20 protein-coding genes and 2 pseudogenes are annotated in these 26,991 nt (G+C 60.6%); 11 read left to right on the top strand and 11 right to left on the bottom strand.

Annotation, left to right across the window (positions count from 1 at the left end; translation table 11 throughout):
• The first annotated feature begins 1 nt into the window (after nt 1).
• Complete coding sequence (locus N5D61_RS01610; RefSeq protein WP_279890306.1) at nt 2-985, top strand: NAD(P)-dependent oxidoreductase; 984 nt, start codon at nt 2-4, stop codon at nt 983-985.
• Between the two features lie 47 nt (nt 986-1,032).
• Here N5D61_RS01610 and N5D61_RS01605 read toward each other — a convergent pair whose 3' ends face one another.
• Nucleotides 1,033-2,658 carry a methyl-accepting chemotaxis protein gene (locus tag N5D61_RS01605; RefSeq protein WP_108236481.1) on the bottom strand — a complete coding sequence of 542 codons (1,626 nt, stop codon included), beginning with the start codon at nt 2,656-2,658 and terminating at the stop codon, nt 1,033-1,035.
• A 563-nt stretch (nt 2,659-3,221) separates the two neighbouring features.
• On the opposite strand from N5D61_RS01605, the gene N5D61_RS01600 reads away from it, so the two are divergent.
• Nucleotides 3,222-3,503 carry a DUF1652 domain-containing protein gene (locus N5D61_RS01600; RefSeq protein ID WP_108236755.1) on the top strand — a complete coding sequence of 94 codons (282 nt, stop codon included), beginning with the start codon at nt 3,222-3,224 and terminating at the stop codon, nt 3,501-3,503.
• 72 nt (nt 3,504-3,575) lie between these two features.
• Here the strand turns inward: N5D61_RS01600 and N5D61_RS01595 are convergent, their stop codons facing one another.
• Nucleotides 3,576-6,089 carry a UvrD-helicase domain-containing protein gene (locus N5D61_RS01595; RefSeq protein WP_279890303.1) on the bottom strand — a complete coding sequence of 838 codons (2,514 nt, stop codon included), beginning with the start codon at nt 6,087-6,089 and terminating at the stop codon, nt 3,576-3,578.
• Nucleotides 6,090-6,359: 270 nt separating this feature from the next.
• On the opposite strand from N5D61_RS01595, the gene N5D61_RS01590 reads away from it, so the two are divergent.
• Nucleotides 6,360-7,055 (top strand): pirin family protein, encoded by a 696-nt coding sequence (locus tag N5D61_RS01590; RefSeq protein ID WP_279890301.1) that lies wholly within the window; start codon nt 6,360-6,362, stop codon nt 7,053-7,055.
• A gap of 66 nt (nt 7,056-7,121) precedes the next feature.
• Here the strand turns inward: N5D61_RS01590 and cobF are convergent, their stop codons facing one another.
• Nucleotides 7,122-7,883, bottom strand: coding sequence for a precorrin-6A synthase (deacetylating) (gene cobF, locus N5D61_RS01585; protein WP_279890299.1), 762 nt, complete (start codon nt 7,881-7,883; stop codon nt 7,122-7,124).
• Nucleotides 7,884-8,055: 172 nt separating this feature from the next.
• Between cobF and N5D61_RS01580 the strand changes: the two genes are divergently transcribed.
• From N5D61_RS01580 to N5D61_RS01545, 8 genes and pseudogenes are all read left to right on the top strand, one after another.
• Nucleotides 8,056-8,961 (top strand): AraC family transcriptional regulator, encoded by a 906-nt coding sequence (locus N5D61_RS01580; protein ID WP_108236477.1) that lies wholly within the window; start codon nt 8,056-8,058, stop codon nt 8,959-8,961.
• 241 nt (nt 8,962-9,202) lie between these two features.
• Nucleotides 9,203-10,528, top strand: a complete 1,326-nt coding sequence (locus tag N5D61_RS01575; RefSeq protein WP_279890296.1) for a sugar ABC transporter substrate-binding protein — start codon at nt 9,203-9,205, stop codon at nt 10,526-10,528.
• A 153-nt stretch (nt 10,529-10,681) separates the two neighbouring features.
• Nucleotides 10,682-11,539, top strand: a pseudogene (locus tag N5D61_RS01570) (sugar ABC transporter permease); the annotation flags it as partial.
• 10 nt (nt 11,540-11,549) lie between these two features.
• On the top strand, nt 11,550-12,383 hold the full coding sequence (locus tag N5D61_RS01565) for a carbohydrate ABC transporter permease (protein WP_279890294.1): 834 nt from the start codon (nt 11,550-11,552) through the stop codon (nt 12,381-12,383).
• Between the two features lie 213 nt (nt 12,384-12,596).
• Complete coding sequence (ugpC, locus tag N5D61_RS01560; RefSeq protein WP_279890292.1) at nt 12,597-13,700, top strand: sn-glycerol-3-phosphate ABC transporter ATP-binding protein UgpC; 1,104 nt, start codon at nt 12,597-12,599, stop codon at nt 13,698-13,700.
• A gap of 34 nt (nt 13,701-13,734) precedes the next feature.
• Nucleotides 13,735-15,234 carry a mannitol dehydrogenase family protein gene (locus N5D61_RS01555; RefSeq protein ID WP_279890290.1) on the top strand — a complete coding sequence of 500 codons (1,500 nt, stop codon included), beginning with the start codon at nt 13,735-13,737 and terminating at the stop codon, nt 15,232-15,234.
• 7 nt (nt 15,235-15,241) lie between these two features.
• Nucleotides 15,242-16,723 carry a xylulokinase gene (gene xylB, locus N5D61_RS01550; protein ID WP_279890288.1) on the top strand — a complete coding sequence of 494 codons (1,482 nt, stop codon included), beginning with the start codon at nt 15,242-15,244 and terminating at the stop codon, nt 16,721-16,723.
• A 30-nt stretch (nt 16,724-16,753) separates the two neighbouring features.
• Entirely contained in the window at nt 16,754-17,698 is a 945-nt protein-coding gene (locus N5D61_RS01545) for a carbohydrate kinase (RefSeq protein WP_108236472.1), read from the top strand.
• A 177-nt stretch (nt 17,699-17,875) separates the two neighbouring features.
• On the opposite strand, the gene N5D61_RS01540 is transcribed toward N5D61_RS01545, so the two are convergent.
• The 8 genes and pseudogenes from N5D61_RS01540 to N5D61_RS01505 all read right to left on the bottom strand — a co-directional run bounded on the left by N5D61_RS01540 (nt 17,876) and on the right by N5D61_RS01505 (nt 26,959).
• Nucleotides 17,876-18,490, bottom strand: coding sequence for a hypothetical protein (locus N5D61_RS01540; RefSeq protein WP_108236471.1), 615 nt, complete (start codon nt 18,488-18,490; stop codon nt 17,876-17,878).
• Between the two features lie 301 nt (nt 18,491-18,791).
• Nucleotides 18,792-19,151 (bottom strand): helix-turn-helix domain-containing protein, encoded by a 360-nt coding sequence (locus tag N5D61_RS01535; RefSeq protein WP_108236470.1) that lies wholly within the window; start codon nt 19,149-19,151, stop codon nt 18,792-18,794.
• Nucleotides 19,152-19,227: 76 nt separating this feature from the next.
• The gene (locus tag N5D61_RS01530; RefSeq protein ID WP_108236469.1) at nt 19,228-20,352 is read right to left on the bottom strand and encodes a GGDEF domain-containing protein; all 1,125 of its coding nucleotides are present in this window, start codon (nt 20,350-20,352) and stop codon (nt 19,228-19,230) included.
• Between the two features lie 177 nt (nt 20,353-20,529).
• Entirely contained in the window at nt 20,530-21,441 is a 912-nt protein-coding gene (locus N5D61_RS01525) for a sigma-54 dependent transcriptional regulator (RefSeq protein WP_108236468.1), read from the bottom strand.
• A gap of 87 nt (nt 21,442-21,528) precedes the next feature.
• A complete protein-coding gene (locus N5D61_RS01520; RefSeq protein ID WP_108236467.1) occupies nt 21,529-22,476 on the bottom strand; it encodes a sigma 54-interacting transcriptional regulator in 948 nt (315 codons plus the stop codon).
• Between the two features lie 1,074 nt (nt 22,477-23,550).
• Nucleotides 23,551-24,642: pseudogene (locus tag N5D61_RS01515) on the bottom strand (transglycosylase SLT domain-containing protein); the annotation flags it as partial.
• 78 nt (nt 24,643-24,720) lie between these two features.
• Entirely contained in the window at nt 24,721-25,602 is an 882-nt protein-coding gene (locus N5D61_RS01510; protein ID WP_108236465.1) for an NAD(P)-dependent oxidoreductase, read from the bottom strand.
• Complete coding sequence (locus N5D61_RS01505) at nt 25,595-26,959, bottom strand: MmgE/PrpD family protein (RefSeq protein ID WP_218565090.1); 1,365 nt, start codon at nt 26,957-26,959, stop codon at nt 25,595-25,597. Before N5D61_RS01505 ends, N5D61_RS01510 begins: the two co-directional genes overlap by 8 nt.
• Nucleotides 26,960-26,991: the final 32 nt, after the last annotated feature.

Genomic DNA, 26,991 nt, shown 5'->3' with positions numbered 1-26,991 from the left:
AATGAAAAAACACGTCGTTTTGTACAAAACCCTGTCCGCGCCTTTGATGGCGCGCTTGGAGGCGGTGGCGCAGGTCACTGTCGTGGAGAACCCGAAAAGCCAGGACGGCTTGGCTCATCTGCGCGATGCCTTGCCCGAGGCTGAGGGGCTGTTGGGCGCGAGCCTCACGCTGGATGCTGATTTATTGTCGCTCGCCCCCCGCTTGCAGGTGGTGTCCAGCGTCTCGGTGGGCGTCGATAATTACCCTATCGACGAGCTGACGCGGCGCGGGATCCTGCTGACCAACACCCCGGATGTGCTCACCGAAACCACCGCAGACACCGGCTTCGCGCTCATCATGGCGACCGCCCGGCGCGTGGTGGAACTGGCCGATTGGGTGCGCGACGGGCAATGGAAACAGAATATCGGCCCTGCCCATTTCGGCACCGATGTACACGGCAAGACGCTGGGCATCATCGGCATGGGGCGTATTGGTGAGGCGCTGGCGCAACGCGGCCATTTCGGGTTCGGCATGCGCGTGATTTACCACAGCCACTCGCAAAAACCGGCGGTGGACGCCCGCTTTGGCGCTGAATACCGAAACCTGGACGCGCTGCTGCAAGAAGCGGACTTCGTCTGCCTCACCCTGCCCTTGACCGCCCAAACCCAGGGATTGATCGGCGCCGAACAATTCGCTCGGATGCGCCCCGAGACGATCTTCATCAACATCGCTCGAGGCAAGGTGGTGGACGAGCAAGCGATGATCGAGGCCCTGCGAAGCGGCCAAATCCGTGCCGCGGGGCTGGATGTCTTCACGCAGGAGCCGCTGCCTGCGGATTCCCCATTGCTGACGTTCGACAATGTCGTCGCCACGCCCCACATGGGCTCTGCCACCCATGAAACCCGCGAAGCGATGGCCGCCTGTGCGGTGGACAACCTGATCAGCGCGCTGAACGGTCAGCGACCAAAGGATTTAGTGAATCCCGAAACCTGGCCGCGCGGATGAGGGCGTCGCAGCACTGCAGTGCTGCGACTTTCCCGACCATCCCTCCTTCACACTTTGAACCGGGTCACCATGGCCTTGAGGTCCACGGCCAATCGCGACAATTCATGGCTGGCAGCGCTGGTCTGATTGGCCCCTGCCGCGGACTGCGCCGCCAGATCGCGAATGTTCACCAGGTTACGGTCGACTTCGCGCGACACTTGCGCCTGCTCCTCGGAAGCGCTGGCGATCACCAGGTTGCGCTCGTTGATCTGCGCGATGGCCTCGGTAATGAGTTCCAACGCATCCCCCGCCGAACTCGCCAGGCTCAAGGTAGTTCGAGCGCTCTCGGTGTTGCGCGACATCGACTGCACAGCGTCCCCGGTCCGAGTCTGGATGCCCGCGACCATTTGCTCGATCTCGGTGGTCGATTGCGCGGTGCGGTGGGCCAGCGCCCGGACCTCGTCGGCCACCACGGCAAAGCCGCGCCCAGCCTCACCCGCCCTCGCCGCTTCAATGGCCGCGTTAAGCGCCAGCAGGTTGGTCTGTTCGGCAATGGCGCGAATCACATCCAGCACCTTCCCAATGTCACGGCCCTGCTCCGCCAACCCCTCGACGACCGCAGTGGTGGACTGAATCCGCTGGCTCATGTCCTGGATCGACTTGACGGTTTCCACGACTTGATCACGACCTTGGCCAGCGGTCCGACTGGATTGCTGAGACGCTTCCGAGGTCGAGACTGCATTGCGCGCCACTTCTTCCACGGCCGCCGTCATCTCATTGACCGCCGTAGCGGCTTGCTCGATCTCGTTGTTCTGCTGTTGCAGACCGCGCGACGACTCTTCAGTGACGGCGCTCAGTTCCTCGGCGGCTGAAGCCAACTGTGTGGCCGAGCCAGAGATCAACTCCAAGGTCTGGCGCAGGTTCTTCTGCATCGTCACCAGAGAATGCAGGAGTTGGGTAGCCTCGTCTTTACCATCCACCTCAATGGGTTGGGTCAAATCGCCGCCGGCAATGCTTTCCGCAGCCCGAACCGCTTTGGCCAGCGGGTTGACGATACTTTTGGTCAATAACCACGCCAGTAACACTGTCATGAGCGCTGCAATGACCGAGACACTGATGACACCAATGTTCGCCCCATCGTATTGCTGTTTGGACAACGCCGCCGCTGCTGTCGCGTTAGCCTTGTTAATTGTGATGAGTTGATTGAGTTGCACGCCCATAAGATCCGTGGCGTCCTTCATGCGCGTATTGATCATGTTGCGCATTTCTTCGACTTTATCCTGACGAGACAAGTCGAGCACCTGCGCCTGGACATCGAGGAACGTAGCCAGCGTCGCTTCGAATTGGTGGTAAGTCGCGAGCTCTTCGCCTTCGGCAGGCAACGCTGCGTAACTCTTCTTGGCGTCTTGCAACTTACCGATCAAATCCGCGATGCGCCCCTCGGTTTCACGCAATGCGGCGGGTTCGCGGTTGACCAACGTGCGGAAGGACGTGATACGCAACCGCAAGCTGCTCTCCAGCATGTTACCCAGGAACCCGACACTGGGAAGTTGATTGGTTTCCATGTCAATAGTGGCCTGGCGAATCACTGCCATGCGGTTAATGGAAAAGAAGCCCAGCCCGATTACCAGAACGGCAATGAACGCGAACCCCAGAAATGCACGCGGCGCAATATTCATGTTTCTTATTGACATGGAAAGTCTCTCTTTTCAGTCTGCGGAGCGCATCCATGCCGGGTTATGCCTCAGCCGCTATCCACTGCACACCTCGAGGGGGCGCAAAAATAAGTTGGCCTTTGACGCCTCTAATTCTCTATCGGCTGGCGGTATGAACAGGACCAGTGGATTTTAGGAATTTTTTTTAAACGTGCGTTTTTGCGGATCCAATTGCGAAAAATGACTTGAAAAGCTGTGTGCGTTATTACACACGTGAATACTGCTACAGAGCCCAACTAATATAGTGGCCACGTGCCTTATTATTGACGTCAAAAAATTAATAACACCCTAATAACTTCAACGAATAAGCGCAGGTGACGTTCATCAAAGAAACGTAAAGTTTTTCGTTTCGTAGGAATTTTTTCTCATCGTTGTAAGAAGTCAGTGCTACTTTTACCTGACTCGTGATCTGCACCGCCTGATTCGACCCACGAAGGACGACCCACAAAGCACCGCCCTGCTCTGGCATGCGCGTTGCGCCGTTCCTCGGATCCGGGCGACAGACACTGTTTTCCTGCCCTGCGGAGCTTTGGAATTGCTCGATTGATGAGGTGGGTCCCATGAACAAAGTCACGTTTCCCAACGCCTGCCAACTGATGCGCTGGCATTTTCACCCGGTGGGCTTCGAAGCCAGCATGGATGCGCCTGGCAGCATGGTGGCGCGCCTGTTCGACCGCGCCAGCGGCGAGACGATGATCGCCATCGCGGGCATTCCCTGCGCAACGGTCATGAATGCAATGGACGTCGAGCACATCATCGAGGCCATTGAGTTGGAATTGGAGACGTTCGTGCCGCATCAACCGTCGTATGACCGTCAGGCGTGATCGCCACCCTGCATTGAATTGGCCGGCGGCAGCCAGCGTCCCCACCGCCTGCCACCCTTGATCAGGCGTAACTCAGCCTTCCAGCATCGTCACGCCGCCGCGCCGGTCGTCGAAAAACGCCTTGTCTGACGCAATCCGCGCTGACGCTTTCGGCACATTGGCGTCCTCGTTGCCCGCCGCGTCGATGAACCAGTAACACTGCCGGACGGCACGAGTGATCGCCACATAGGCCAGGCGCAACACTTCGTCTTTCTGGGCATTGTCGAACGCTTCGAGGTCGCCTGCCGTTCCCAGCCCTGCCAACTGGTACACCTGGTTCTTGTAAGGCGACTGCGTCAGGTGCTGGCAATCGCCCAGCAGAAACACGGCGTCCGCCTGTAGCCCCTTGGCGCTGTGATAGGTCAGTTGTTTCAGACGCCGCGCGTGGGGTGGCAGTGCCCGGTCAGCGTCGATCAATGCCTGAAGCGTCTCCGGCAAGCGGTTGCGCTCGCTGCCCTTGCGGTACAGCAACAACACCGATTCGCCGGCCTCGTAATGTTTCACAAGGCTGGCCACCAGCAGCTCGTCGTTGCGGTCCAGCACGGTGACCGGCAGCAGGTCCTGAACCGGCCCGCTCGCCTTGGCCTTCTTCCCCGGAATGGCAGGTGCAGCGCGTACGATGTGCTCTGCGGCATCGATGATGTGTTGGTGGCTGCGAAAGTTGTCGCTGAGCATCACGCGCGTGGTAGAAGGCGCCGGGAATTCCTTGGCGAATTCCATGAAGAATTTCGGCGAACTGCCCCGCCAACCGTAGATGGACTGCCAGTCATCACCCACGCACAGCAGCGAGGAACGCTGGGCTCCCCTGCCTTGATGCAGCGACGCGCCACGGCTGCGCACCTCGCGCAGGCTGGCGCGCAGCCAGGAGACGATCTGCGGCGACACATCCTGGAATTCGTCGATCATCAAGTGGGACAGCGGCCGCAGGCCGGCATCGCTGACCAACTTGAGATTTTCCGGCGCATTTTCGCCGAACAGCGCGAACATCCGGTTGTAAGTCATCACCGGTGGCGACATCCCCAGCAGGTGATCCTCGAACGCCCTCCAGTACAGACTCAAGGCCTCGAAAAAGAAGCGATCCGGATCCTGATCGGAGAAGCGCATGCGAGCAACCGCGTCGGGCACGTCCAGGCCCAGGTTTTCGATGAATCCTGCAGCGGCAACGAAGCTGTCCAGCAACGGCGCCGCACTCAGCTCGCCCTTGACCTTGTACTCGAAGCCCGGCCCAGCCACCGCCGCCCCGGACAAGGATTGCATCATGCCCCGTGACGCTTCGTAGTTCTCCAGCCAGATCACCGGTTTACGGCAAAACGCCTGAAACAGCGTGCGTTTGATGGCCCACTCGGCGCGCACGGGAAGCTTGGCGTCGACTCGGCGCAGTTGCTGATCCTCGCTGGGGTCGAAGCCCAGAACGATCCAGGCATCGAGTTCGGCCGCATAGCCGTGGACGTGGAAAGTCAACCCGCTGACTTCGACGGCCTGACGCATGGGCTCCACCCCCTGGATCGGCCACATCCCTTTGCGGATCCACAGGTCCTCGATGACATCGCACAGTTCTTCGTCCCGTGAAGACGACAGCCCCATGACCGTGATGCGTTTCTGCACGTCCGGATGGTCGCGGTCCAGCGTCTTGAGCTGCATGGATTGTCGGTACAGCGGCGCAATGAGCTCGCGAAAGCGGGGGTTGGCCGCGTACAGGTCGCGATAGCAGAGGTTCATCTGCTGACGCTGTGCATCATTGATGCGCAGATCGAACGGGTTGGTGTCGACCTCGGTGTCCGTCATTGGATGGCCGAACAGATCCTGATTCTGACTGCTCAGCGTCTCGAATGCCTGCAACTGCTCGAAGCCCGGCAAGCTGCGCACCAACGGCAGAATGCGCGAATGAAAGGTGCGAACCACCTCGCGGGCCTGCCGCGGCGACAGCTCATGGCCCCACAGGCCCAAGACCTCGATCAGCTTGCCGATGAAATCCTTGCGCGACTCACGGGTGAACGTCACGACGGTCATGGCATCCAGCTCGAACCCCAAGTAGTGGTGCAGCAACAGTACCCGCAGCACCAGCGAAGTCGACTTCCCAGCGCCCGCGCCGGCAATGACGTACGTGGACGGCGTATCGCTGAAGATCATCTTCCATTGCGCCGTCGTGGGCTGAGCATGGGCAGGCAGCTTTTGCGCCACGTCGGCCTTGATGCGCTTCTTCAGTTCAGGGGTCAGCGGCAAGCGCCAGTCATCGAACAGGTGGTCATCCACCTGAGGTCCGCGATGAGCTTGCGGGCGGGTATCACGGATGACCAGTACCCGGCGCCCCTCCTCGACACCGTCAAGCCGACCCTCCGCATACCCCTCATCCATGCCCTGTGCATGCCCATTGAGAAACCCATCGGCATGGCCCAACTCCCAGGACGGCAGATGCTGCGCCTGCAGGCGTGTCAGCCCTCGTCCGATCAGGCGGGCGAGCAGACGTTTGAGGAAGGGCAATCGATGCGGCGATTTGAGATCTGGGGGCAGGTCATGGGCAGGTTCGGCTGGAAAATCGTGTGACACGCAGGCTCCGAATATCAGCTTGGATCGAGAGGTCGCTATGGTCGCCTCATTCAGCGCCGAGCTCCAGCGAAAAGCTTGTGGGTCATGGAGTTAGCCGATCAACTGCAAGTGAGATCACGCGAGACCGCGAGGGTTACTATCTGATATTTCGATCATAATCACGCAAATCTTACGCTTTTTATCGATATTTAGTTGATGGATCATGGGCTCATCAACTAACAGCGGCGCCCCACCTCAACGGCCCGGCACTGCTAATGGAGGAACTGAATCATGCTGCAACTTCGCCCTTTCAAATCCCTTGGCGGCGCGGACCACGGCTGGCTGAACGCGCATCACCATTTTTCATTCGCCAACTATTACGATCCTGCCCGTATGAACTGGGGCCAACTGCGCGTCTGGAACGACGACGTGATCGAAGCCGGCACCGGCTTCCCGCGCCATCCGCACCGGGACATGGAAATCATCACCTACGTCCGGGAAGGCGCGATTACCCACGAAGACAGCCTGGGCAACCGTGGCCGCACCGAAGCGGGTGACGTGCAAGTGATGAGCGCGGGCACCGGCGTGGCTCACAGCGAATACAATCTGGAAGCCAAAGACACCAAGATCTTTCAGATCTGGATCATGCCGGACGAGGTCGGTGCACCGCCTTCCTGGGGTGCCAAACCCTTCCCGAAAGGCAATCGTGAGGGCTTCGTGACGCTGGCCAGTGGCAAGGCAGACGATGACATCGAATTGCGCATCCGCGCCAATGCACGGCTGGTGGCCGCGAACCTGAAAGCCGGTGAAACCGCCGAGTACGCCATGGACGAAGGGCGCCGCGCATACCTGGTGCCGGCCACTGGCCTGATCGAAGTCAACGGGTTGCGTGCCGAAGCCCGCGACGGTGTGGCGGTCGCCGAGGAGCGTGTGCTGCGAGTGACCGCCCTCGAGGACAGCGAGATTGTGCTGGTGGATGTCGCGTAAAGCGTCCCTGAGAGGCTCGAAACAAAGGCGCCGGTGTCACTTGATACCGGCGCCTTTTTTTGTGGATCAGTCCATTGGCCGACGCAGCAGGTAGCTGTCCATGATCCAGCCCTTTTCGCGCCTGGCAACGTCCCGGGTGTGCCTGATCCGCTCGCTGACCTCGCTCAACGGGCCTGCAATCAGGATTTCGTCCGGCGTGCCCACGTAGGCTCCCCAGTAAATCCAGAGTTGCTCATCGACGAAGCGCGTGAACGTGCATTTGGCATCGAGCATCACCCAGACGTTATCGAGCGAATCGACCGGGTCCCGCTCGAGCCGTCGGCCGGTGGTGATGCGGATCGGCTCGCCAATGCGGTTTAGAGCAACCCGATGCCGGGCGGCCAGCGATTGCACACTGGTGATGCCGGGAATCACTTCGTAGTCGAAAGACGTCCGACCGCGGGCCAATACCTGCTCCAGAATACGCAGTGTGCTGTCGTACAGCCCCGGATCACCCCAGACGAGAAAGCCGCCGGTCTCACCGTCATTCAGCTCGTCGGCAATCAATTGCTCGAACAGTATCGCGCGTTGAGCATGCCAGCGCGCGATGCCCTCCCGGTACGAAGCCGGATCTTCTTCACGCTGAGGGTCACGCACTTGCACCCACCGGTAGTCGTCCCCCTCGATGAAGCGTTCGCACATGTCCCGCCTCAGGCGCAGCAGATCGTCGCTGTCGTAGCCTTTATCGAGAACGAAGAAGGCCTGCACCCGGTTCAGCGCCTTGATCGCTTGAAGCGTGATGTGGTCCGGATCTCCGGCGCCGATACCGATGAGGAGGATTTTTTTCATGAAGGGGGCGTCCGGTGCTGCCGCAGGGTAATCGGGGTGGCCGAGGTGTGTAGTATCCACCAACCCGAAGCGGTTCGGGCGAGAGCGGCGAGTTTTGTCAGATCGGATGCAACGCCTGGCAGAAATAGTGCACATTAAGGGTCAAGCGTCCCCTGCTACCTAGGCCTTTCGCATGACCAAAACAACAAAAGTCACCGACCCTTCCTACGAGTTGATGGACGACCACAATGGTCTATCGATCATCTACCGCGAACACGGATTCCCCTGCCCGCTGGTCCGCTGGCATTTCCACAAGGAATACGAGCTGCACCTGATCGTCGCCAGCTCCGGCAAGGTATTCGTCGGCGACTACATCGGCAACTTCCACCCAGGCACCCTGTTTCTCACCGGGCCAAACCTGCCACATAACTGGATCAGCCAGGTCGGGGAGGACGAGGTGGTGCCCAAGCGCGACATGCTGGTGAACTTCACCGAGGAATTACTGGAAAGTGGCAATCAGGTGTTCGCCGAGTTGAAGACCTTGACGCCCCTGCTGGAGCGGGCGCAATACGGGATCGAGTTCCGCTGCAAACGGACGATCCGCCAGGCCAGCAAACTGATGCAGAAGATAGCCGACTCCAGCGGCATGACCCGACTGGGGCATTTTTTCATCCTGTTGGAGTTGTTGGCGGCGAGCGACGACTTCCAGTTGCTGTCAGGCACCACAGCGTCGCAGCTGTCGGACGATCATGCAGTAGAGCGCACCAACAAAGCGGTGGATTACATCTTCAGCCACTACGCCCGCGAGCTGACCCTGGAAGAGGTCGCGGAGCATCTGGGGATGAAACCGACCTATTTCTCGCGGGTATTCAAGCAGGCCACCGGCCGCACCTTCGTCGAATTCGTCAATCGCCTGCGTATCAGCAAGTCCTGCGAGTTGCTCGCCGACGGCGAGAAACCGGTGACCGACGTGTGCTTCGAATCCGGCTTCAACAACATTTCCAACTTCAACCGGCGCTTCCAGCAACTCAAAGGCATGACGCCATCGCATTACCGACGCCTCGCCGTGCAGCGTTTGACCGAACAAAACCTGTACTGATTCGCCGCCTGCCCGCCCCCATCGACTACGCTGGCACTGCGCCGCGCCATGCCGGAACGCGATTCCGTCGCGTTGCCACTTGAACTCTGAGTGCAAGAAAGTATCAGTTCAAGTGTGTCGCAGGATTTGTCATCGTCTGTGCGGACCGTTGTAATCAACGGACTTCTTCCAGGTCTTTTGGAAGGAACAAAAACAATAAACCAACCTTCTGTTGCCGCGAGGCGCAGAAGAGGAGAGATACATGAAGACCTCTGCAAACGTTCTGCTTGCTTGCGCCTCTCTGTCACTCGGCCTGACCCTCAGCACCACAGCCTCAGCGGGCGACGTGACCATCGCCACGGTCAACAACAGCGACATGATCCGCATGCAGCGGCTGTCGAAAACCTTCGAAGAACAGCATCCCGACATCAAACTCAAATGGGTCGTCCTGGAAGAGAACGTCCTGCGTCAGCGCTTGACCACGGACATCGCGACCAAAGGCGGTCAGTTCGACGTGTTGACCATCGGCATGTACGAAGCCTCACTCTGGGGCGCCAAGGGCTGGCTCAAAGAGATGGACAACCTGCCAGCGTCCTACGCGCTGGACGACGTATTCCCCTCGGTGCGTGATGGGCTTTCAGTCGACGGCAAGCTCTTCGCCCTGCCGTTCTACGCAGAAAGTTCGATCACTTACTACCGCAAGGACTTGTTCAAGGCCGCGGGCCTGACCATGCCTGAGCGGCCGACCTGGACCCAGATCGCCGAATTCGCCGACAAGCTCACCGATAAGTCCAAGGAGCAATACGGCATCTGCCTGCGCGGCAAGGCCGGCTGGGGCGAAAACATGGCGTTGATCACCACCGTCGCCAACGCGTTCGGTGCCCGCTGGTTCGACGAACAGTGGAAGCCACAATTCGATCAGCCAGAATGGAAAAACGCGCTGACCTTCTATACCAACGTGATGAAGAAGGACGGCCCACCCGGCGCCTCCAGCAACGGCTTCAACGAAAACCTGGCCCTGTTCAACAGCGGCAAGTGCGCCATCTGGGTCGATGCCAGCGTCGCCGGCTCATTCGTGACCGACAAATCCCAGAGCAAGGTCGCCGACAACGTAGGGTTCACCTACGCGCCCCATGAAGTCACCGACAAAGGCTCGGCCTGGCTGTACTCCTGGGCCCTTGCCATTCCCACCAGTGCCAAGAACGACAAGGACGCACGTACCTTCACTGAATGGGCGACTTCCAAAGAATACGCGGCCCTCGTCGCCGAGAAAGACGGCGTCTCCAACGTGCCGCCAGGCACGCGTGCCTCGACCTACACCGACGCCTATAAAAAAGCCGCGCCATTCGCTGACATCACCTTGGAATCGCTCAAGGCGGTCACGCCGAAAGCACCGACGCTCAAGCCTGTGCCTTACGTCGGCATCCAGCTGGTGACCATTCCCGAGTTCCAGTCGATCGGCACCTCGGTGGGTCAGCAATTCTCGGCCGCCCTGGTGGGCACCGCCTCGGTCGACCAGGCGCTGACCAACGCCCAGAGCGTCTCGGAACGTGAAATGAAGCGCGCCGGTTACCCTAAAAAGGGCTGATCCCGCTCGTTTCCAGGCAGCGCCCGGCTCAGTTGGGTCGCTGCCCCGCTTCCGCCCATGCCCCGGTTCGGAGTCACCATGAACACCTCAACCCTTCCGCCTCCTGCGTCTTCTGTCGCCGGAAAAGACCCGAAAAAAGCCAGCGTCACCAAACCTGGCTGGTTTCTGGTCAGCCCCTCTGTGGCCTTGCTGCTGGTCTGGATGATCGTCCCGCTGGGCATGACCATCTACTTTTCGCTGATCCGCTACAACCTGCTCAACCCGGGTGAAAACGAGTTCGTCGGCCTCGAGAACTTCGAGTTTTTCGTCACCGATTCAGGCTTTTTTCCGGGCGCCATGAACACCTTGCTGCTGGTTGGCAGCGTGCTGGCCATCAGCGTCATCCTCGGCGTGCTGATTTCAGCGCTGCTGGAAGCGACGGAGTTTTTCGGTCGCGGCATCGTCCGTGTGCTGCTGATTTCCCCGTTTTTCATCATGCCCACGGTCAGCGCGCTGATCTGGAAGAACCTGATTTTTCACCCGGTGTCCGGCATCCTCGCCTGGGTCTGGAAGCTGTTCGGGGCCCAGCCGGTAGACTGGCTGGCCAATTATCCGATGTTGTCCATCATCATCATCGTGTCATGGCAATGGCTGCCGTTCGCCATCCTGATTCTGATGACCGCCATGCAATCGCTCGACCAGGAACAGAAAGAAGCGGCGCGCCTGGACGGTGCGGGCCCCATCGCCATTTTCTGGCATTTGACCCTGCCCCACTTGGCGCGCCCCATCGCGGTCGTGCTGATGATCGAGACCATTTTCCTGCTCTCGGTGTTCGCTGAAATCTACACCACCACCAACGGCGGCCCGGGCTTCGCGTCGACCAACCTGGCGTATCTGATCTACAACCAGGCGCTGCTGCAATTCGACGTGGGCATGGCATCGGCGGGCGGCTTGATTGCCGTGGTCATCGCCAACATCGCAGCGATCATCCTGGTACGGATGATCGGCAAAAACCTCACTGAAAAATCCTGAGGGCACGGACATGATGACGCTCAAGCAATCCCGTCGCCTGCAAAGCCTGCTGCTCGGCAGTTTGTCCTGGTTGATCGCAGCGCTGATCTTCTTCCCCATCTTCTGGATGGTGCTGACCAGCTTCAAGACCGAGATCGACGCCTTCGCGACACCGCCGCAATTGTTCTTCACCCCGACGCTGGAGAATTATCTGCACATCCAGGAACGCAGCGATTACTTTCACTTCGCCTGGAACTCGATCCTGATCTCGTTCAGCGCCACGATCCTGTGCCTGCTGATCGCCGTGCCGGCCGCTTACTCCATGGCCTTCTTCGAAACCAAGCGCACCAAGAAAACCTTGCTGTGGATGCTCTCGACGAAAATGCTGCCGCCGGTGGGCGTGCTCATGCCGATTTACCTGCTGGCCAAGAGTTTCAGCCTGCTGGATTCGCGCATCGCGCTGATTGTGATCTACACCCTGATCAACCTGCCGATCGTGGTCTGGATGATTTACACCTACTTCAAGGACATCCCCGGCGAAATCCTGGAGGCCTCGCGTCTGGATGGCGCAAGCACCGGGCAGGAAATCTTCAGGGTGCTGATTCCGATCTGCAAGGGTGGCCTGGCCTCGACCGCATTGCTGTCGTTGATCCTGTGCTGGAACGAGGCGTTCTGGTCGTTGAACCTGACTTCCTCAAGCGCCGCGCCGCTGACCGCGTTGATCGCCTCCTATTCGAGCCCCGAAGGCTTGTTCTGGGCCAAGCTCTCGGCGGTGTCGACCCTGGCTTGCGCGCCGATCCTGATTTTCGGCTGGATCAGCCAGAAGCAGTTGGTTCGCGGGTTGTCGTTTGGTGCGGTGAAATGAGTCAAGCCACGATCTCACCCTGTAAATGATGGTTCCCACGCTCCGCGTGGTAACCGTGACCCGGACGCTCCGCGTCCACAGGCCGACGCACAGCGTCAAGGGCGGCATTCCCACGCAGAGCGTGGGAACGATCTCCTAAACGCAATCGCGGGCAAGCGCGCTCCTACGGGCCGTGTTTTCCGCCGTATTGGAAGAATAAAACTGGAGCCCCACATGGCTAACCTGACCATCAGAAATCTGCAAAAAGGCTTTGACGGCCACCAAATCATCAAAGGCATCGACCTGGACGTCAAAGACCGTGAATTCGTCGTTTTCGTCGGTCCGTCCGGCTGTGGCAAGTCCACCCTGCTGCGGCTGATCGCCGGGCTGGAAGACGTCACCAGTGGCAGCATCGAGCTCGATGGGCGGGAGATCACCGAAGTCACCCCGGCCAAACGCGACCTGGCGATGGTGTTCCAGACCTACGCGCTTTACCCCCACATGACCGTGAGCAAGAACTTGTCCTTCGCCCTGGACCTGGCAGGCACGCCCAAGGCCGAGGTGGAGAAAAAGGTCGCCGAGGCGGCACGCATTCTGGAACTGGGCCCGCTGCTGGAACGCAAGCCCAAACAGCTTTCGGGCGGCCAGCGCCAGCGTGTAGCCATCGGACGTGCCATCGTGCGCAACCCGAAAATCTTCCTGTTCGACGAACCCCTGTCTAACCTCGATGCCGCGCTGCGGGTGCAGACACGCCTGGAGCTGTCGCGACTGCACAAGGAGCTGGAAGCCACCATGATCTACGTCACTCACGATCAGGTGGAAGCCATGACCCTGGCCGACAAGGTGGTGGTGCTCAACGGCGGCCGCGTGGAACAAGTGGGCTCTCCGCTTGAGCTTTATCACCACCCCGCGAACCTGTTCGTGGCAGGTTTTCTCGGGACACCCAAGATGGGCTTCCTCAAAGGCAAGGTCAGCCGGGTCGAGGCCAGCGGCTGTGAAGTCACGTTGGACGCGGGAACCACCATCAGCCTGCCCTTCACCAACGCTCAACAGAGCGTCGGTGATGCCGTCACCCTGGGTATCCGTCCTGAGCATCTGGAAATCGCCAAACCCGGCGAATGCCAGCTGCAGGTGGTGGCCGATGTCAGCGAGCGGCTAGGCAGCGACACCTATTGCCACCTCCGGACGGCTTCCGGCGAAGCCCTCACCATGCGGATTCGCGGTGACCTGGCCAGCCAGTATGGGGAAACCCTCAACCTGCACCTGGACAGCACCCATTGCCACCTGTTCGACGCTCAGGGGCAGGTCATCCGCAAAGCCATGCAAGCCGCGGCCTGAAACCGCGGCATTTACCCGAATCGAGAACGCCGTCATGAAACTGAACAAACAGAACCTGTCGAATCTGGGCCCTGGTATCGCGGTGCCCGGCTACGCCCTCGAAGACCGCCGCCAGGGCATCGCGCATATCGGCGTGGGCGGCTTCCATCGCGCTCACCAGGCGTTTTACACCGATGCGCTCATGAACACCGGCGAGGGCCTGGACTGGGCCATTTGCGGCGTCAGCCTGCGCGAAGAGGACCGCAACAATTTCGAAGCCCTGAAAGGCCAGGATTTTCTCTACACCCTGTTCGAACTGGGCGACACACCCGATACCGAGACCCGGGTCATCGGTGCCATGAGTCAGATGTTGATGTCCACCGACAACGATCTGGCATTGATCGACAAACTGGCCAGCCCCGAGATTCGCATTGTCTCGCTGACCATCACCGAGGGCGGCTACTGCATCGACGACAGCAGCGGCGAGTTCATGAGCCATCTGCCGCAGATCCAGCATGACCTGACCCATCCGGCCACCCCGAAGACGGTGTTCGGCTACCTGTGCGCGGCCCTGGCCAAGCGCCGAGCCCAAGGCATACCGGCATTCACGTTGATGTCCTGCGATAACCTGCCGCACAACGGCGCCGTGACTCGCAAGGCGCTGCTGGCCTTCGCCCGGCTGCGCGACACGGAACTGCATGACTGGATCGCCGAAAACGTCAGCTTCCCCAATGCCATGGTCGACCGCATCACGCCGATGACCAGCACCGCCCACCGCTTGCAGTTGCATGACACCAAGGGCATCGACGACGCCTGGCCAGTGGTCTGCGAGCCCTTCGTGCAGTGGGTGCTGGAGGACAAGTTCGTCAATGGCCGCCCGGCGTGGGAAAAAGTCGGCGTGCAGTTCACCGACGACGTGACCCCTTACGAAGAAATGAAGATCAAGCTGCTTAACGGCAGCCACTTGGCGCTGACCTACCTGGGCGCGCTGAAGGGCTACCGCTTCGTCCATGAAACCATGAACGATCCGCTGTTCGTCGAGTACATCCGCACCTACATGGACCTGGACGTCACGCCGCAATTGGCGCCAGTGCCCGGCATCGACCTGACGGAGTACAAGCAGACGCTCATCGAGCGTTTTTCCAACCAGGCGATCGCGGACCAATTGGAGCGTGTCTGTTCCGATGGTTCGTCGAAATTTCCAAAATTCACTGTCCCGACGATCAACCGGCTGATTGTCGATCAAGGCAACCTGGACCGCGCCTCACTGGTCGTCGCGGCCTGGGCCCTCTATCTGCAGGGCAACAGGAACGGGGATTTCAAAGGCGAGAACGGTGTGGAGTACAAGGTGGTCGACCCGCGTGCCGAGTTCTGCAAGGCGCTGGTGGCCGATGACGTGCTGATCACCCAGCGTCTGTTGGAGGTCGAAGAGATCTTCGGCGCCGCGATTCCCAAGTCGGCGGCGTTCGTCGCCTCGTTCGAAAAGAACCTGAATAGCCTGAAGCAGCTGGGCGTCAGCAAAACCCTGGAAAACCTGTTGGCGAAAACCGTGTGAGGTGAACATGTTTCTCGGCATCGATTGCGGCACTCAAGGCACCAAGGCGATCGTCCTGGATGCCACCAGCGGCAAGGTTCTGGGCGAAGGCTCGGGCGCGCATCACATGATCAGCGGGGCCAACGGGCGGCGCGAGCAAGATGTGCAGGAATGGCTCGACGCGTTCGAACAGGCGACGGCCGCCGCATTGAAGCAGGCGGGCGTTTCCGGTGCCGAGATTCAGGGCATTGGCGTGTCCGGCCAGCAGCACGGGCTGGTGATGATTGACTCACACGGCGAGGTCTTGCGTCCGGCGAAGCTGTGGTGCGACACCGAGTCCGCCCCCGAGAATGACCGCCTGCTGGCGTACCTCGGCGGCGAAACCGGATCGCTGGAGCGGCTGGGCATTGCCATCGCCCCCGGCTATACCGTTTCCAAGCTGCTCTGGACCAAGGAGCAGTTTCCCGACCTGTTCGCTCGGATCGACAAGATCCTGCTGCCCCACGATTACCTCAATTACTGGCTGACCGGGCGCTGTTGCAGTGAATTCGGCGACGCCTCCGGGACCGGCTATTTCAATGTACGGACCCGGCAGTGGGACCTGGACATCCTTAACCACATCGATCCCGCGGGGCGCTTGGTCAACGCCTTGCCGACCCTGCTGGAAGCCCATGCGCCGGTCGGCAGAATTCTGCCTGCGATCGCCGAGCGCCTGGGCCTCAACCCTAAAGCCATCGTCTCCAGTGGAGGCGGCGACAACATGATGGGCGCCATCGGCACCGGCAACATCGCGCCGGGTTCCATCACCATGAGCCTGGGCTCGTCAGGGACGGTGTATGCCTTCAGCGACGAGGGCACCGTCAGCGACCAACCGTCGGTCGCGACATTCTGCTCGTCGTCGGGTGGATGGCTGCCGCTGATCTGCACCATGAACCTGACCAACGCCACCAGCGCCATCCGCGAACTGTTCGCACTGGACATCGGCGCCTTCAACGCCGCCATCGCCTCGTCGTCAATTGGTGCGCAAGGCGTACTGATGCTCCCGTTCCTCAACGGCGAGCGCGTGCCTGCCCTGCCCCATGCCACTGGCAGCATCCTGGGCCTGGACAGCACCAACCTGACACAAGCCAACCTGTGCCGCGCAGTGGTCGAAGGCACCACCTTCGGCTTGCGCTACGGCCTCGACCTGCTGCGCGACAGCGGCATCAAAAGCGCCACTATCCGCCTGATCGGCGGGGGTGCGAAAAGCGCGATCTGGCGGCAGATCGTCGCTGATATCATGGACACACCGGTCATCTGCACCACCGGGACCGAAGCGGCCGCACTGGGCGCTGCGATTCAGGCGGCCTGGTGTCACGCCCATAGCGTCGGCGGCAACGAGTCGCTGCAGGCGCTGAGCGAGCGATGCGTCAGCCTCGATCCGGACAGTGAAACGCAACCGATCGCCGAACATGTGGCCGCCTATCAACAGGTTTATCAGCATTATCGCAATCAATTGCAGGGCCTCTGACGCTGGCCGTCTGCCCTTAATGGAGCACCTATGTATCTGGTCTGTGGCGAAGCACTGTTCGACTTTTTCAGTCAGCCGGACGCTAACGGAGCGAGTAACAGCAACAAAGTCGCCTTTCAGGCCATTGCCGGCGGCTCGCCGTTCAACGTCGCCGTAGGGTTGCGCCGCCTGGGAGTGGACGCTGGCTTCTTTGCCGGCCTCTCCACCGACTACCTCGGCAAGCGCCTGGAAGCGGTACTGGATGAAGAAGGTGTGCGCGATGACTTCCTGGTTCACTTCGATGCGCCCACCACCTTGGCGATGGTCGCGGTCGGAGCGGACGGCTCACCCCATTACAGCTTCCGGGGCGAAGGCTGCGCCGACCGCTTGCTCGCGCCCAAGCATCTGCCGGCATTGGACGACAACGTGCGCGGGCTGCACGTCGGCTCCTTCTCGCTGGTGGTGCAGCCGGTCGCCGACACCCTCCTCGCGCTCGTCGAGCGTGAGAGCGGCAAGCGCCTGATTACTTTCGACCCCAACGTGCGCCTGAATCCGGCACCGAGCATCGAACGCTGGCGCGGCCAAGTGGCGAAGTTCGCCCAGCACGCACACATCATTAAAGTCAGCGACGAGGACCTCGGCCTGCTGTACCCGGACATCGAGCCGGCAACGGTAGCCAAGGGCTGGCTGCAGCATAACTGCCAACTGGTGATCATGACCCGAGGACGGCAGGGCGCGACCGTCTTCACCCGCGAACTCGGCCACTGGTCGGTGCCCGCGCGCGAAGTGAAGACCGCCGATACCGTCGGTGCCGGCGACACGTTCCAGGCGGCGCTGATTACCTTCCTCACCGAACGGCAGCTCGACAACCCGGCAAGCCTGACGACACTGAGCCGTGAAACCCTGACCGACATGCTGAATTTCGCCGTGGCCGCCGCTGCGGTGACCTGCACCCGGGTCGGACCGGATCTGCCGTATCGGGATCAGGTGATCTAGGTTCTGCAGGAAAAGCCTTGATACTTGGTGATGCCGCGTTGGAAAGCCTTTTTACAGACCCAGGGTAAGTTCATACCGCTGCAGCCTCGCCAGAATGGCGCGACCTTACCATTCATCCATGAAAAAGGGGCAGCCGGTCCAAGAGCGCTGCCCCTTTTTCTTTCATGCTTATCGACTTCAGGCCATTTCGGCCTTCGCCATGGCAATCCTGGCCTTGACCTCTTGCTCGGCGATCTGCTGCTCCTGTTTCTGCTGTTGCAACTCGGCGACTTTCTTGTCCACGGCCGCCTGCTGCTCGGGCGTCATCTTGTCGTACTCCTCCTTCGAGACACCGGTCAATTGCTGGCGCATTTTCTCGGCATCGGTCTGGTTCATGTACGCCAAGAACCTTGCCTGGGCAAAGGTGCTGGAAGCGCCGCCATCACTGACGCCATCGACGGCCGCCATTTCCTGATCAACCGTTTGACTCACGCTGTCCGAGGCCGCCACCTGCTTGTCGCTGCTGGCGGAGAACGCCGCAGCGGCTGCTGCCTTGTCGTCGTCCGACACCGAAGCGGTGGTGTTGGCCAGCGCTGCTTTGAGGTTCACCATCATTTTGGCGAAGGACTCGTTGTAGCCTGAGTCGTTGCTGCTCTGGGTCGAGCCGTCAGCGATGTTCGCCACGCCTGTCACCGGCGCCGATGCGCCCGCCAATGCCGCGGCGGTGTACGCATCCCGGTCTGTCGTGTCGTGCGGCGTGTGAGACACGACTCTGGACACGAAATGCTGAATGGCACTGCTGCCAATGATCATCTTTCACCTCCTTATCAGGTCATCGATGCGAATGGGGTGCAGCAAAAGCAGTGCCATATGAGCTGAGAGACGCCGTGCGCCCCGTGCGGGTGAGTTTCACCGATCGATGCCCCCTCGGCGAGGGCCTGGCGCACGGCCCTTTGTTGCCGCTGGCGGCAGCCGCTGGCCGCCCCTCACGTGGGGCGGCAAACTCGCTCTCTCGCCGGATGACCGGGCGCTCATCCCGTGTACCTCTCGGGCACAGCGCCAGGTGACGCGAAAAAAACGTCTGCCAGGGTCACGGGGCGAGCGGGAAGAACACTTATCGCGGCGGGTTTTGTGCCTGCAGCAGCAGACCCCAGTCACGCAAGGAGGCGACCACCGGACCCACCTCGCGACCTTTGGCAGTCAGCAAGTATTCCAGGCGCGGCGGGTGCTGCTCATACATACGACGCTCGATCAAGCCATGGGCTTCGAGCGCCTTGAGCCGCGTGGACAGCGTGCTCGGCGCACAGCCCTTGAGCGACGCCTGCAGGTCCTGAAAGCGGCGAGCGGGGTTGCGCAGGAGGTCTCGCAGAATGAGGATGACCCAGCGTTCGCCGATCACGTCCAGCGCAGTCATCACCGGGCAAAAGGCGTAGGTGGGAAAGGTTTCCGAGGGGTCGAGTTCGATGTCAGGCATGGGTCGGAGTCTAGCAAGGGTCTGCCGGGCAGGAAAGCTTGAGGCCTGGCAGACCGACCGAGTCTGCCGCCACGGGTCATGCCACCGCCGTGCGGTTACGGCCCTGCGCCTTGGCGCAGAACAGCGCCTTGTCGGCGTCATTGAGCAACGTCTGGAACGTCTGATCACGGGCCGTCATCGTTGCAACACCCAGGCTGGCGGTGATGACCTCGCCGTGATCGCAAGTCAATCGAGCGATGGCATCGCGCAACTGCTCAGCTCGCTTCTGCGCGTCGTCAGCCGCGGCATCGGTCAGCAGCAGCGCGAACTCTTCGCCGCCGAGCCGGCCGCTGATGTCGACGTCCCGAACCGAGTCGCGGATGGCCGCGCCGATCTGCCGCAGCACCTGGTCCCCCGCCTGGTGGCCGTACGAGTCGTTGATCCGCTTGAAGTGATCGATATCCAACATCACCACGCTCAGCGCCAGACAGTGGCGCTTGCAATGGTCGAAGGTCTTCTCGGCCTGCCTTATAAAAGCCCGGCGGTTTTTCAAGCCCGTGAGTTCGTCGGTTTGCGCAGCATGGCTGGCGAGGCGGTGGGCATATTCCATTTCCCGCGTCGTGTAGAAAGCTCTTTCCATGGCTTCCGAGAGTTTGCGCGTTGCGCTAACCACGAAAGAGGCGAACACCAGAGACGCCACGGCCATGCCGACCTGAATGCCACCCGGCTGGCACAATAGCCACAATGTGCAGGGCAGCAGCACAAGGCCGATGGCGACGATGGTCATGGACCGGTAAGCCGAGTAACAGGACACCGCACTCACCGACATACCCACGGCGAATAACAGCACCAACGCCTGCGTCACCACGTCCACCGGCCCCATCAGTGATACGGCGCCACCGCCCCAGATGCCCGCGGACAAGGCCAGGGTGAGCCAATACTTCATCTCCCAACGTTCCGGCGTGCGCAGGTTGAGCGGGCTGCGGAACCACGCCCAGAGCAACAGCCCGCGCAGCAGCGTCGAGCCGCTGAGCAGGGACAGCCAGGTAATGACCAGCGCGTGGTCAACGCGCGCCCAGCACAAGCCGCTCAGCATCAGCGCGCCTAGCAGGCTGCCGGTCACCGAGAACACGCTTTGGCGAAACAGCAAATGCAAACGATCCGCTCTGACCTGAGCGTTTATCAGGCCATCGCGCTCGTGTTGAAACTCTAGGAGATACATCGGATAGGCCTGCCTACGTCACCCTGACTGACAGAGATTGTGGCACCCTGCCATAACGCTAGACAACGTGCCAAGCGATAAACGAAGAAGAAAGGACGGTGAAAGCGCTAACGCCCGTTACATTACCCTCGAAACGCGCCTCCATTTCCCGCCCTGCATCCGAATGAGGGGCTCCCTTCAGACGTCCAACTCCTTCATGCGGTGATAGAGCGTGCGCCGGGGAATGTTCAACTCCTGACTCACGGCATCGATGCTGTTGTTGTGACGCTTGAGGGCGGCCTGGATCAAGACCTTCTCGATCACCCGCAGCTGTGACTTGAGCCCAGTCGACGATTCGGTTTCTTCCTCTGTCGCGCTGCCAAGCAGCGGTACACCCAATACGAAGCGCTTGGCGGACGATTTCAGTTCCCGGATGTTGCCCGGCCAGTCGTGGTTCAACAGGACATGGCTCAGCACCGTCCCAACCTCAGGCATGGCCAGCCCTGCATCCCTCGCCGCAGCCAGGGCAAAGCGGCGAAATAAAGGCAAAATCCGTTCGCGGCGGGCACGCAAGGGGGGAAGCTTGAGCGTCAATACGTTAAGACGGAAATAGAGATCTCGACGAAAACGCCCCGCCTCCACCAGTTCGTCCAGCGAATGCTGCGCGGACGCGATGATGCACACGTCCAAGGCAATCGGGGACGTTGAACCGAGCCGCTCCACGGACCGAGTCTCCAGCACCCGCAACAGCTTGGCTTGCAAACTCAAGGGCATGCTGTCTATTTCGTCGAGGTACAGCGTTCCGCCTTGGGCGGCTTCGATATAGCCAACCCGGGAACGGTCCGCGCCGGTGTAAGCCCCGGTAACGACGCCAAACAACTCGCTTTCCGCCAGCGATTCCGGAATTGCCGCGCAGTTCATCGCGACCAGCCGCCCCTTGCGCCCGGACAACTCGTGGATGCGCTGGGCCGCGGTGTCCTTCCCGGTACCGGTTTCGCCCGACAGCAGCACGTCAATCCCCAGTTGCGAAATGCTTTGAGCCACGACCGTCAGGTTCGGCAGATGACGATCGTCCTCCAATTGCTCATCGAAAAAATCGTACACACTCATTCACGACCTCTGGCAGTTCAAGCGCCGGCAGCCTCACGGGCATAGCAGACCTTTGACACGGATCACGAGACCACAAGGCTTGCGCGATTAAGACAGCAAGGGGTCGGCCGCGCCTTGGCACGACAGGCCCAGTTCCTTCATACGGTGGTACAGCGTCCGGCGAGGAATCTCGAGTTCCTGCAGCACGGCATCCAGGCGATGCTTGTGACGCTTCAAGGCGTCCTCGATGAGCATCTTCTCGATCACCCGCAACTGGGTTTTCAGCCCCGTCTCAGGATCGCGGTCCGGCTCGATGTCGGCGCCCAGCAGCGGAAACCCGAGAACGAAACGCTTGGCCGCTGATTTCAGCTCACGGATGTTGCCCGGCCAGGCATGGCTGAGCAGCAACTGCACGAGACCGTTACTCAATACAGGCACCGCGCGGCCAAATTCGCGAGCGATCGTCTGGGTGAACTGGTCGAACAACGGCAAAATCTGTTCGCGGCGATTGCGCAGGGCTGGCGTTTGAATGGTCAGCACGTTGAGCCGGAAAAACAGATCACGACGAAAATGCCCTTGTTCCACGAGTTCATCCAGCGGCCTCTGAGATGAGGCGATGACCCGCAGGTCTACCGGAATGAAGGTAGTGGAGCCCAACCGCTCGATGCCTCGAGTTTCCAGGATCCTCAACAGCTTGGCCTGTAGGCTCAGCGGCATGCTGTCGATCTCGTCCAGATAGAGGGTGCCGCCGCTGGACGCCTCGATGTACCCCTCTCGCGCACGGTTGACCCCGGTGTAGGCGCCATTCACCACGCCGAACAGTTGACTCTCGGCCAGCCCCTCAGGGATGGCGGCGCAGTTCATGCCAACGAAGGCACCGGTGCGACCTGACAGCGCGTGAACACACTTGGCCAGCGTATCCTTCCCCGTTCCGGTTTCACCGCACAACAACAGATCCATACTCAAGTTCGCAGTGTTCATTGCGATCTGATGAATATCGAGTGCTGCGTTTCCCCCAAATGACGCCCAACCGCTTACATCGATTTCTTCCTTCATCGATACCTCTCAAGTGGGTGCAAGCGAGTTATTAGTATCACGCTTTACAAAGGCAGCAATATTTAATTTTAGTTCCCGTACTTGATGAGAACCCTGTCACAGCTCAGTAAGTGATATCAGTATGATTTCACTGAAACCTTTACCCCTGTCCGAGGCTGCCGTTCAAACGTTTATTTAAAATTTCAGCTTGCCTTATTTTGCGGGTTGACTTAATGGGAATCCGACCACAGCACAGGATATCGAAATCGATTTATACCCTTTGATATCAATGACTTACGGCACTTTATTGTCAATTCTTCCATGCTCGTCCAAGCCCGCGCCGATGAGTCAGACCGGGTCACGAGATGTTTACCCTTATCTTAAGCAATCGCTCTCATGCCGAGCGCAAACCGAGAAAGCTTTATATATCAGCGGCACATTAAAGATTAATAAAAAGCCACCCCGAAGTTTTAAATTATCCTGATCAGCAGTTGAAATGACCTGTCAGAAATTTCCGAGCGTGCGCTTTCTTAAATAAATTAATTCAGACACATCGAAAGCGCGCCCGAAGATTAATCAACTCATGCGTTCGGAAAACCAACTAAGCCTATTCGGTTTTCCGAACGAAACATGGACGGGTGTTAGATCATGGCGCGAAGCCCCCATTTTTAGGGGGGCTGGCGCCTCACTCAGGTCAGACTTTCGATGAGCACCTGCTAAATCGTTTGTGCATCGAAGCGACGCCGGGCCCTTGGGATCCAACTAAGATGGCCATCTGGAAGTGTGGTGGGAGCATGTCGCCGCATTCATTAGTAGGCTAACGACCAAGAAAACGATGTTTCAGGATATGTCGAACTAAGCCACTTCCCATGGTATCGACGTAGGGTTGCGCGGGTCGCAAAAAGTTCACCGCAAAAAACAGGCTTCTACAGCGATAATTGCCGTTACTGAACGCTTGTCGGAACGTCAGCAAAAATGTCGGCGAAAAATCGCCCCGTTTCGGTGCTTCGCGCGAGGGAATCGCGCATTTTTGCGCAGGTTCGAATCATTCCACTGGTGGCGAAGAGGCCGGCTTCAGGGCAGCGACCTGACGGACGGTGTCACCGGGGTGCCGCTGACAGCCAGTGCTTCGCCTTGCGCTGGGCTCAACCTGGCAAGGCCCGCCTTGACCTGACTCGCCTGTTCCCTGGGTACCAGCAAATGTGCGGGGCCGTCCACCGTTCGTTGCCGCAGGAACGCTGGGTTGAGCCTCAAGAGCACCGCTTCGTCGATTCCCGCCGTGGAGGCCAGTTGTCGAAGGTCCACGGGGCGGGACAGTTCGATGGCCATGAAATAAGGCGAATTGGCCACAGGGTTGAGGTCGACCCCGTACGCGCCCGGCTCGCGTACCAACATCGAGAGCGCGAGCAACCGGGGCACGTAGTCTTGTGTTTCTCGCGGCAGACTCAAATGCCAATAGTCGGTGGGCAAACCGCGTTGTCGATTGGCGGCAATGGCGCGCCCCACCGTACCTTCACCGGCGTTATAGGCGGCCATCGCCAGCAGCCAGTCTCCGTCGAATTGGTCATGCAGCCGAGTCAGGTAGTCCATCGCCGCTTTGCTGGACGCGACCACGTCGCGCCGCCCGTCGTACCACGCCGTCTGCCGCAGATTGAAATCACGACCGGTGGCCGCCATGAACTGCCAAAGACCGGCGGCATCCCGTACTGAATTGGCTTGAGGGTTGTAGGCGCTTTCCACGATGGGCAGCAATGCCAGTTCGGGAGGCATGCCCCGAACGTCCAGGCTCTCGGCGATGAAATGCAGATAAGGGCCCGCCCGCAGACTGGCAGTGCGCAAAAACCCCGGCTTGCTCAGCAGCCAGTCGCGCTGACGTTCGATACGCGCATTCAGGCCGTTCTGGTCCACCAGGGTGAACCCCTGCCCCAACCGACCCCAGATGTCGTTGCCATCGTACGCCACGGGAACGGCGCGCCTTGGCGCGACGTCCCTTTCGGACGAGCGGTTGAGGCCCGCCACCAGCCGGGGGGTGCGCTCCACCGACGGTGCAGGTGGATAGCCCACCATTGCCGAATAGTCGACTGCCTGACAGGCCGCCGTGCACATCAGCGTGACGCTCAGCGCGCTGCCGCGCAGTTGACGAAGGAACCTGAAGGGGGTGCTGAAGGGAAGCGGAACGGGTGGCATGGCGTGCGGGTCCGGAAAGCGATCTCCTTGGGTGGCCCGCGCGGCCAAGCGGTTCCCTGCGGTTACGCCAGCCGCGCATCAGCCCTTCGACCAGCGTTCCACAGTGCGCACCAGTTCGGTGAGGTCCCGGTCGCCGCCATCCTGCTGAGCGGCGACGGCCCACAATTGCCGCGCAGCGTTGCCTAACCACATTGGCACGCCCAAGGCCTGGCACTCTTCCACTGCCAGCCCTATGTCCTTGCAGACGCTGGCAACCGGGAAGCCGAAATCAAAGCTCCCTGGCAGCACATGTTTGGGGAATTTGTCCAACGTGGCGCCGTTCTTGCCGCTGCCGGCATTGATCACCGCCATCATCACCTCGGGGTCGAGCCCGCCTTTGACACCGGCCACGAAGGCCTCGCTGGTGATCGCGAACGCCGTGGTGGACAGCATGTTGTTCAGCAGCTTGAGCAGTTGCCCCTGCCCGGGCTGCTCGCCGACGATGAACACCTTGCCAAAGACGTCGAACAGCGGGCGCACGTGCTCGACCACGGCGGGCTTGCCCGCGATCATCAGCGCCAGGGTGCCTTTGCTCGCGCCCGCAGCACCGCCACTCACGGGCGCGTCCACGGTTTCGATCCCGTGGGCGGCCAGACCGGCAGCGACCTCGCGTTCGGCACGCGAACCGACCGTCGATAGGTCCACAAGGATGCGCACCGCGCGTCCCTCGACGATCCCGCCGGCGCCCAGCGCCACGGTCTTGAAGATAGCCGGGCTCGGGAGGCTGGTGAAAATCACGGACGCCGTGTCCGCGACTTCTTTAACGCTCCCGGCGACCTGAGCACCGAGCGTGCCCAATTCAGCGACGGCATTGGCATCCTGGTCATAGATGACCAAGGCATGTCCTTGCTCCAATAGACGGCGAGCCATGGGCCGCCCCATGACCCCCACGCCGATGAAGCCCAAGGGTTGATCAGCCATGATGAATTCCTGCGAATGAGTGACTGGCCAAGCGCATGACGGCGCCCGCGTCGGATGAATGTTCCAGCGCCCACACGGCATCGATCAAGGGGTCAGGCAGGCAGCCCGAACCTCCGAGCGCCGCCAGTTCGCGCAGTTTGTCTTCGAGAAAACGGTCGCTGAGAGGGGCACCAAGGCTGCCCAATGACGCCTCGACCCGATGGGTCAACGGTTCTCGATGATGAAAGTGGATCTGAACCTGTGCTGCCTCGACCCGGTAACGGTCGTCGTCAATGAAGTGCACCCGTTCATGCAGCGCCCGCAGGCGGGCGTCGTTCACCGCCGCATCGCTGAACTCCGCCAGCCCTGCCTTGCCTGTTGCCAGGGCGACGGCCACGGCATGCTGGGCACTGACCTGTGACTGCCGGCCCTCCCGGACGCCGGGCCGGTCGGTGCGTTGCCGCAGCAGCGGATGCCCAGTCAGCTCGATCCGGGCGATGTCATCCAGCGACCAGGTTCGCCCGTGGGCCAGCGCCAGGCAGGCTTCGATGACGGGGTTGAGCACCACGCCGCAGGGCCAGGGCTTGTAGGTGTTGGCCATCAAGGCCCAGTGCTCGCCCCAACCGGCACAGATCGTGTCGACGCGTGGCTGTTCACCGAACACGCGCAGGAACCCATGCTCGCCTTCCAGCGGCTGATCAGGTCCGGCAAAGCCGTCCTGCGCGAGCAAGGCCGACAGCAATCCATTGCGGGCTGCATTGCCCACCCCCATGCTTTTTGCCGCAGTGCCGAGCGTTTCCACCAGGCCAGAGGCCTGCGCACTGGCATTGCCCAGCGCCCACCGCAGTTGCGTTGCGGTCAGGCCTAGCAATTTCCCCACGGCCATCGCCGCGCCGAACACACCGCACGTTGCGGTGATGTGCCAACCCCGTCGGTAATGCTCGGGAGAAATGGCCATGGCCAACCGGCATTCCGCTTCGACACCCAACGCGAAGGCCAGCAACAGTTGCGGCCCGGATACCTTCCGGGTTTCTGCCACTGCGAACAGCGCTGCCGCGACAGGTGCGGTGGGGTGCAGGATGGTGGGCATGTGAGTGTCGTCGTAATCGAACACATTGGCGCTCATTGCGTTCAGCGATGCGGCGCCGAGCATGTCCAGTGTCCCTTCCCGACCCACGACGTGAGCCGGTCCCAACGCGCTGAAACGGCTGATCAACCGGGTCGCCGTAGCCATATCGGGGTCGCTGCAGCCGGCCAGCGCCGCTGCGAAATAATTGATCAATGCCCGCTGGGCCTCGTGCCGTACCGCCGTGGGCAGATCGGCCCAGCAGCTACGCTCGATGAACTCAGCCAACTGGAGGCTCAGGGTGCTGCTCATGGGCTTTTTCACCGTTGTCAGGGGGTCCATAT

It is taken from the genome of Pseudomonas sp. GD03842, assembly GCF_029841165.1.
Taxonomy (GTDB): Bacteria; Pseudomonadota; Gammaproteobacteria; order Pseudomonadales; family Pseudomonadaceae; genus Aquipseudomonas.
This window is presented reverse-complemented; position numbering and strand designations above follow the sequence as displayed.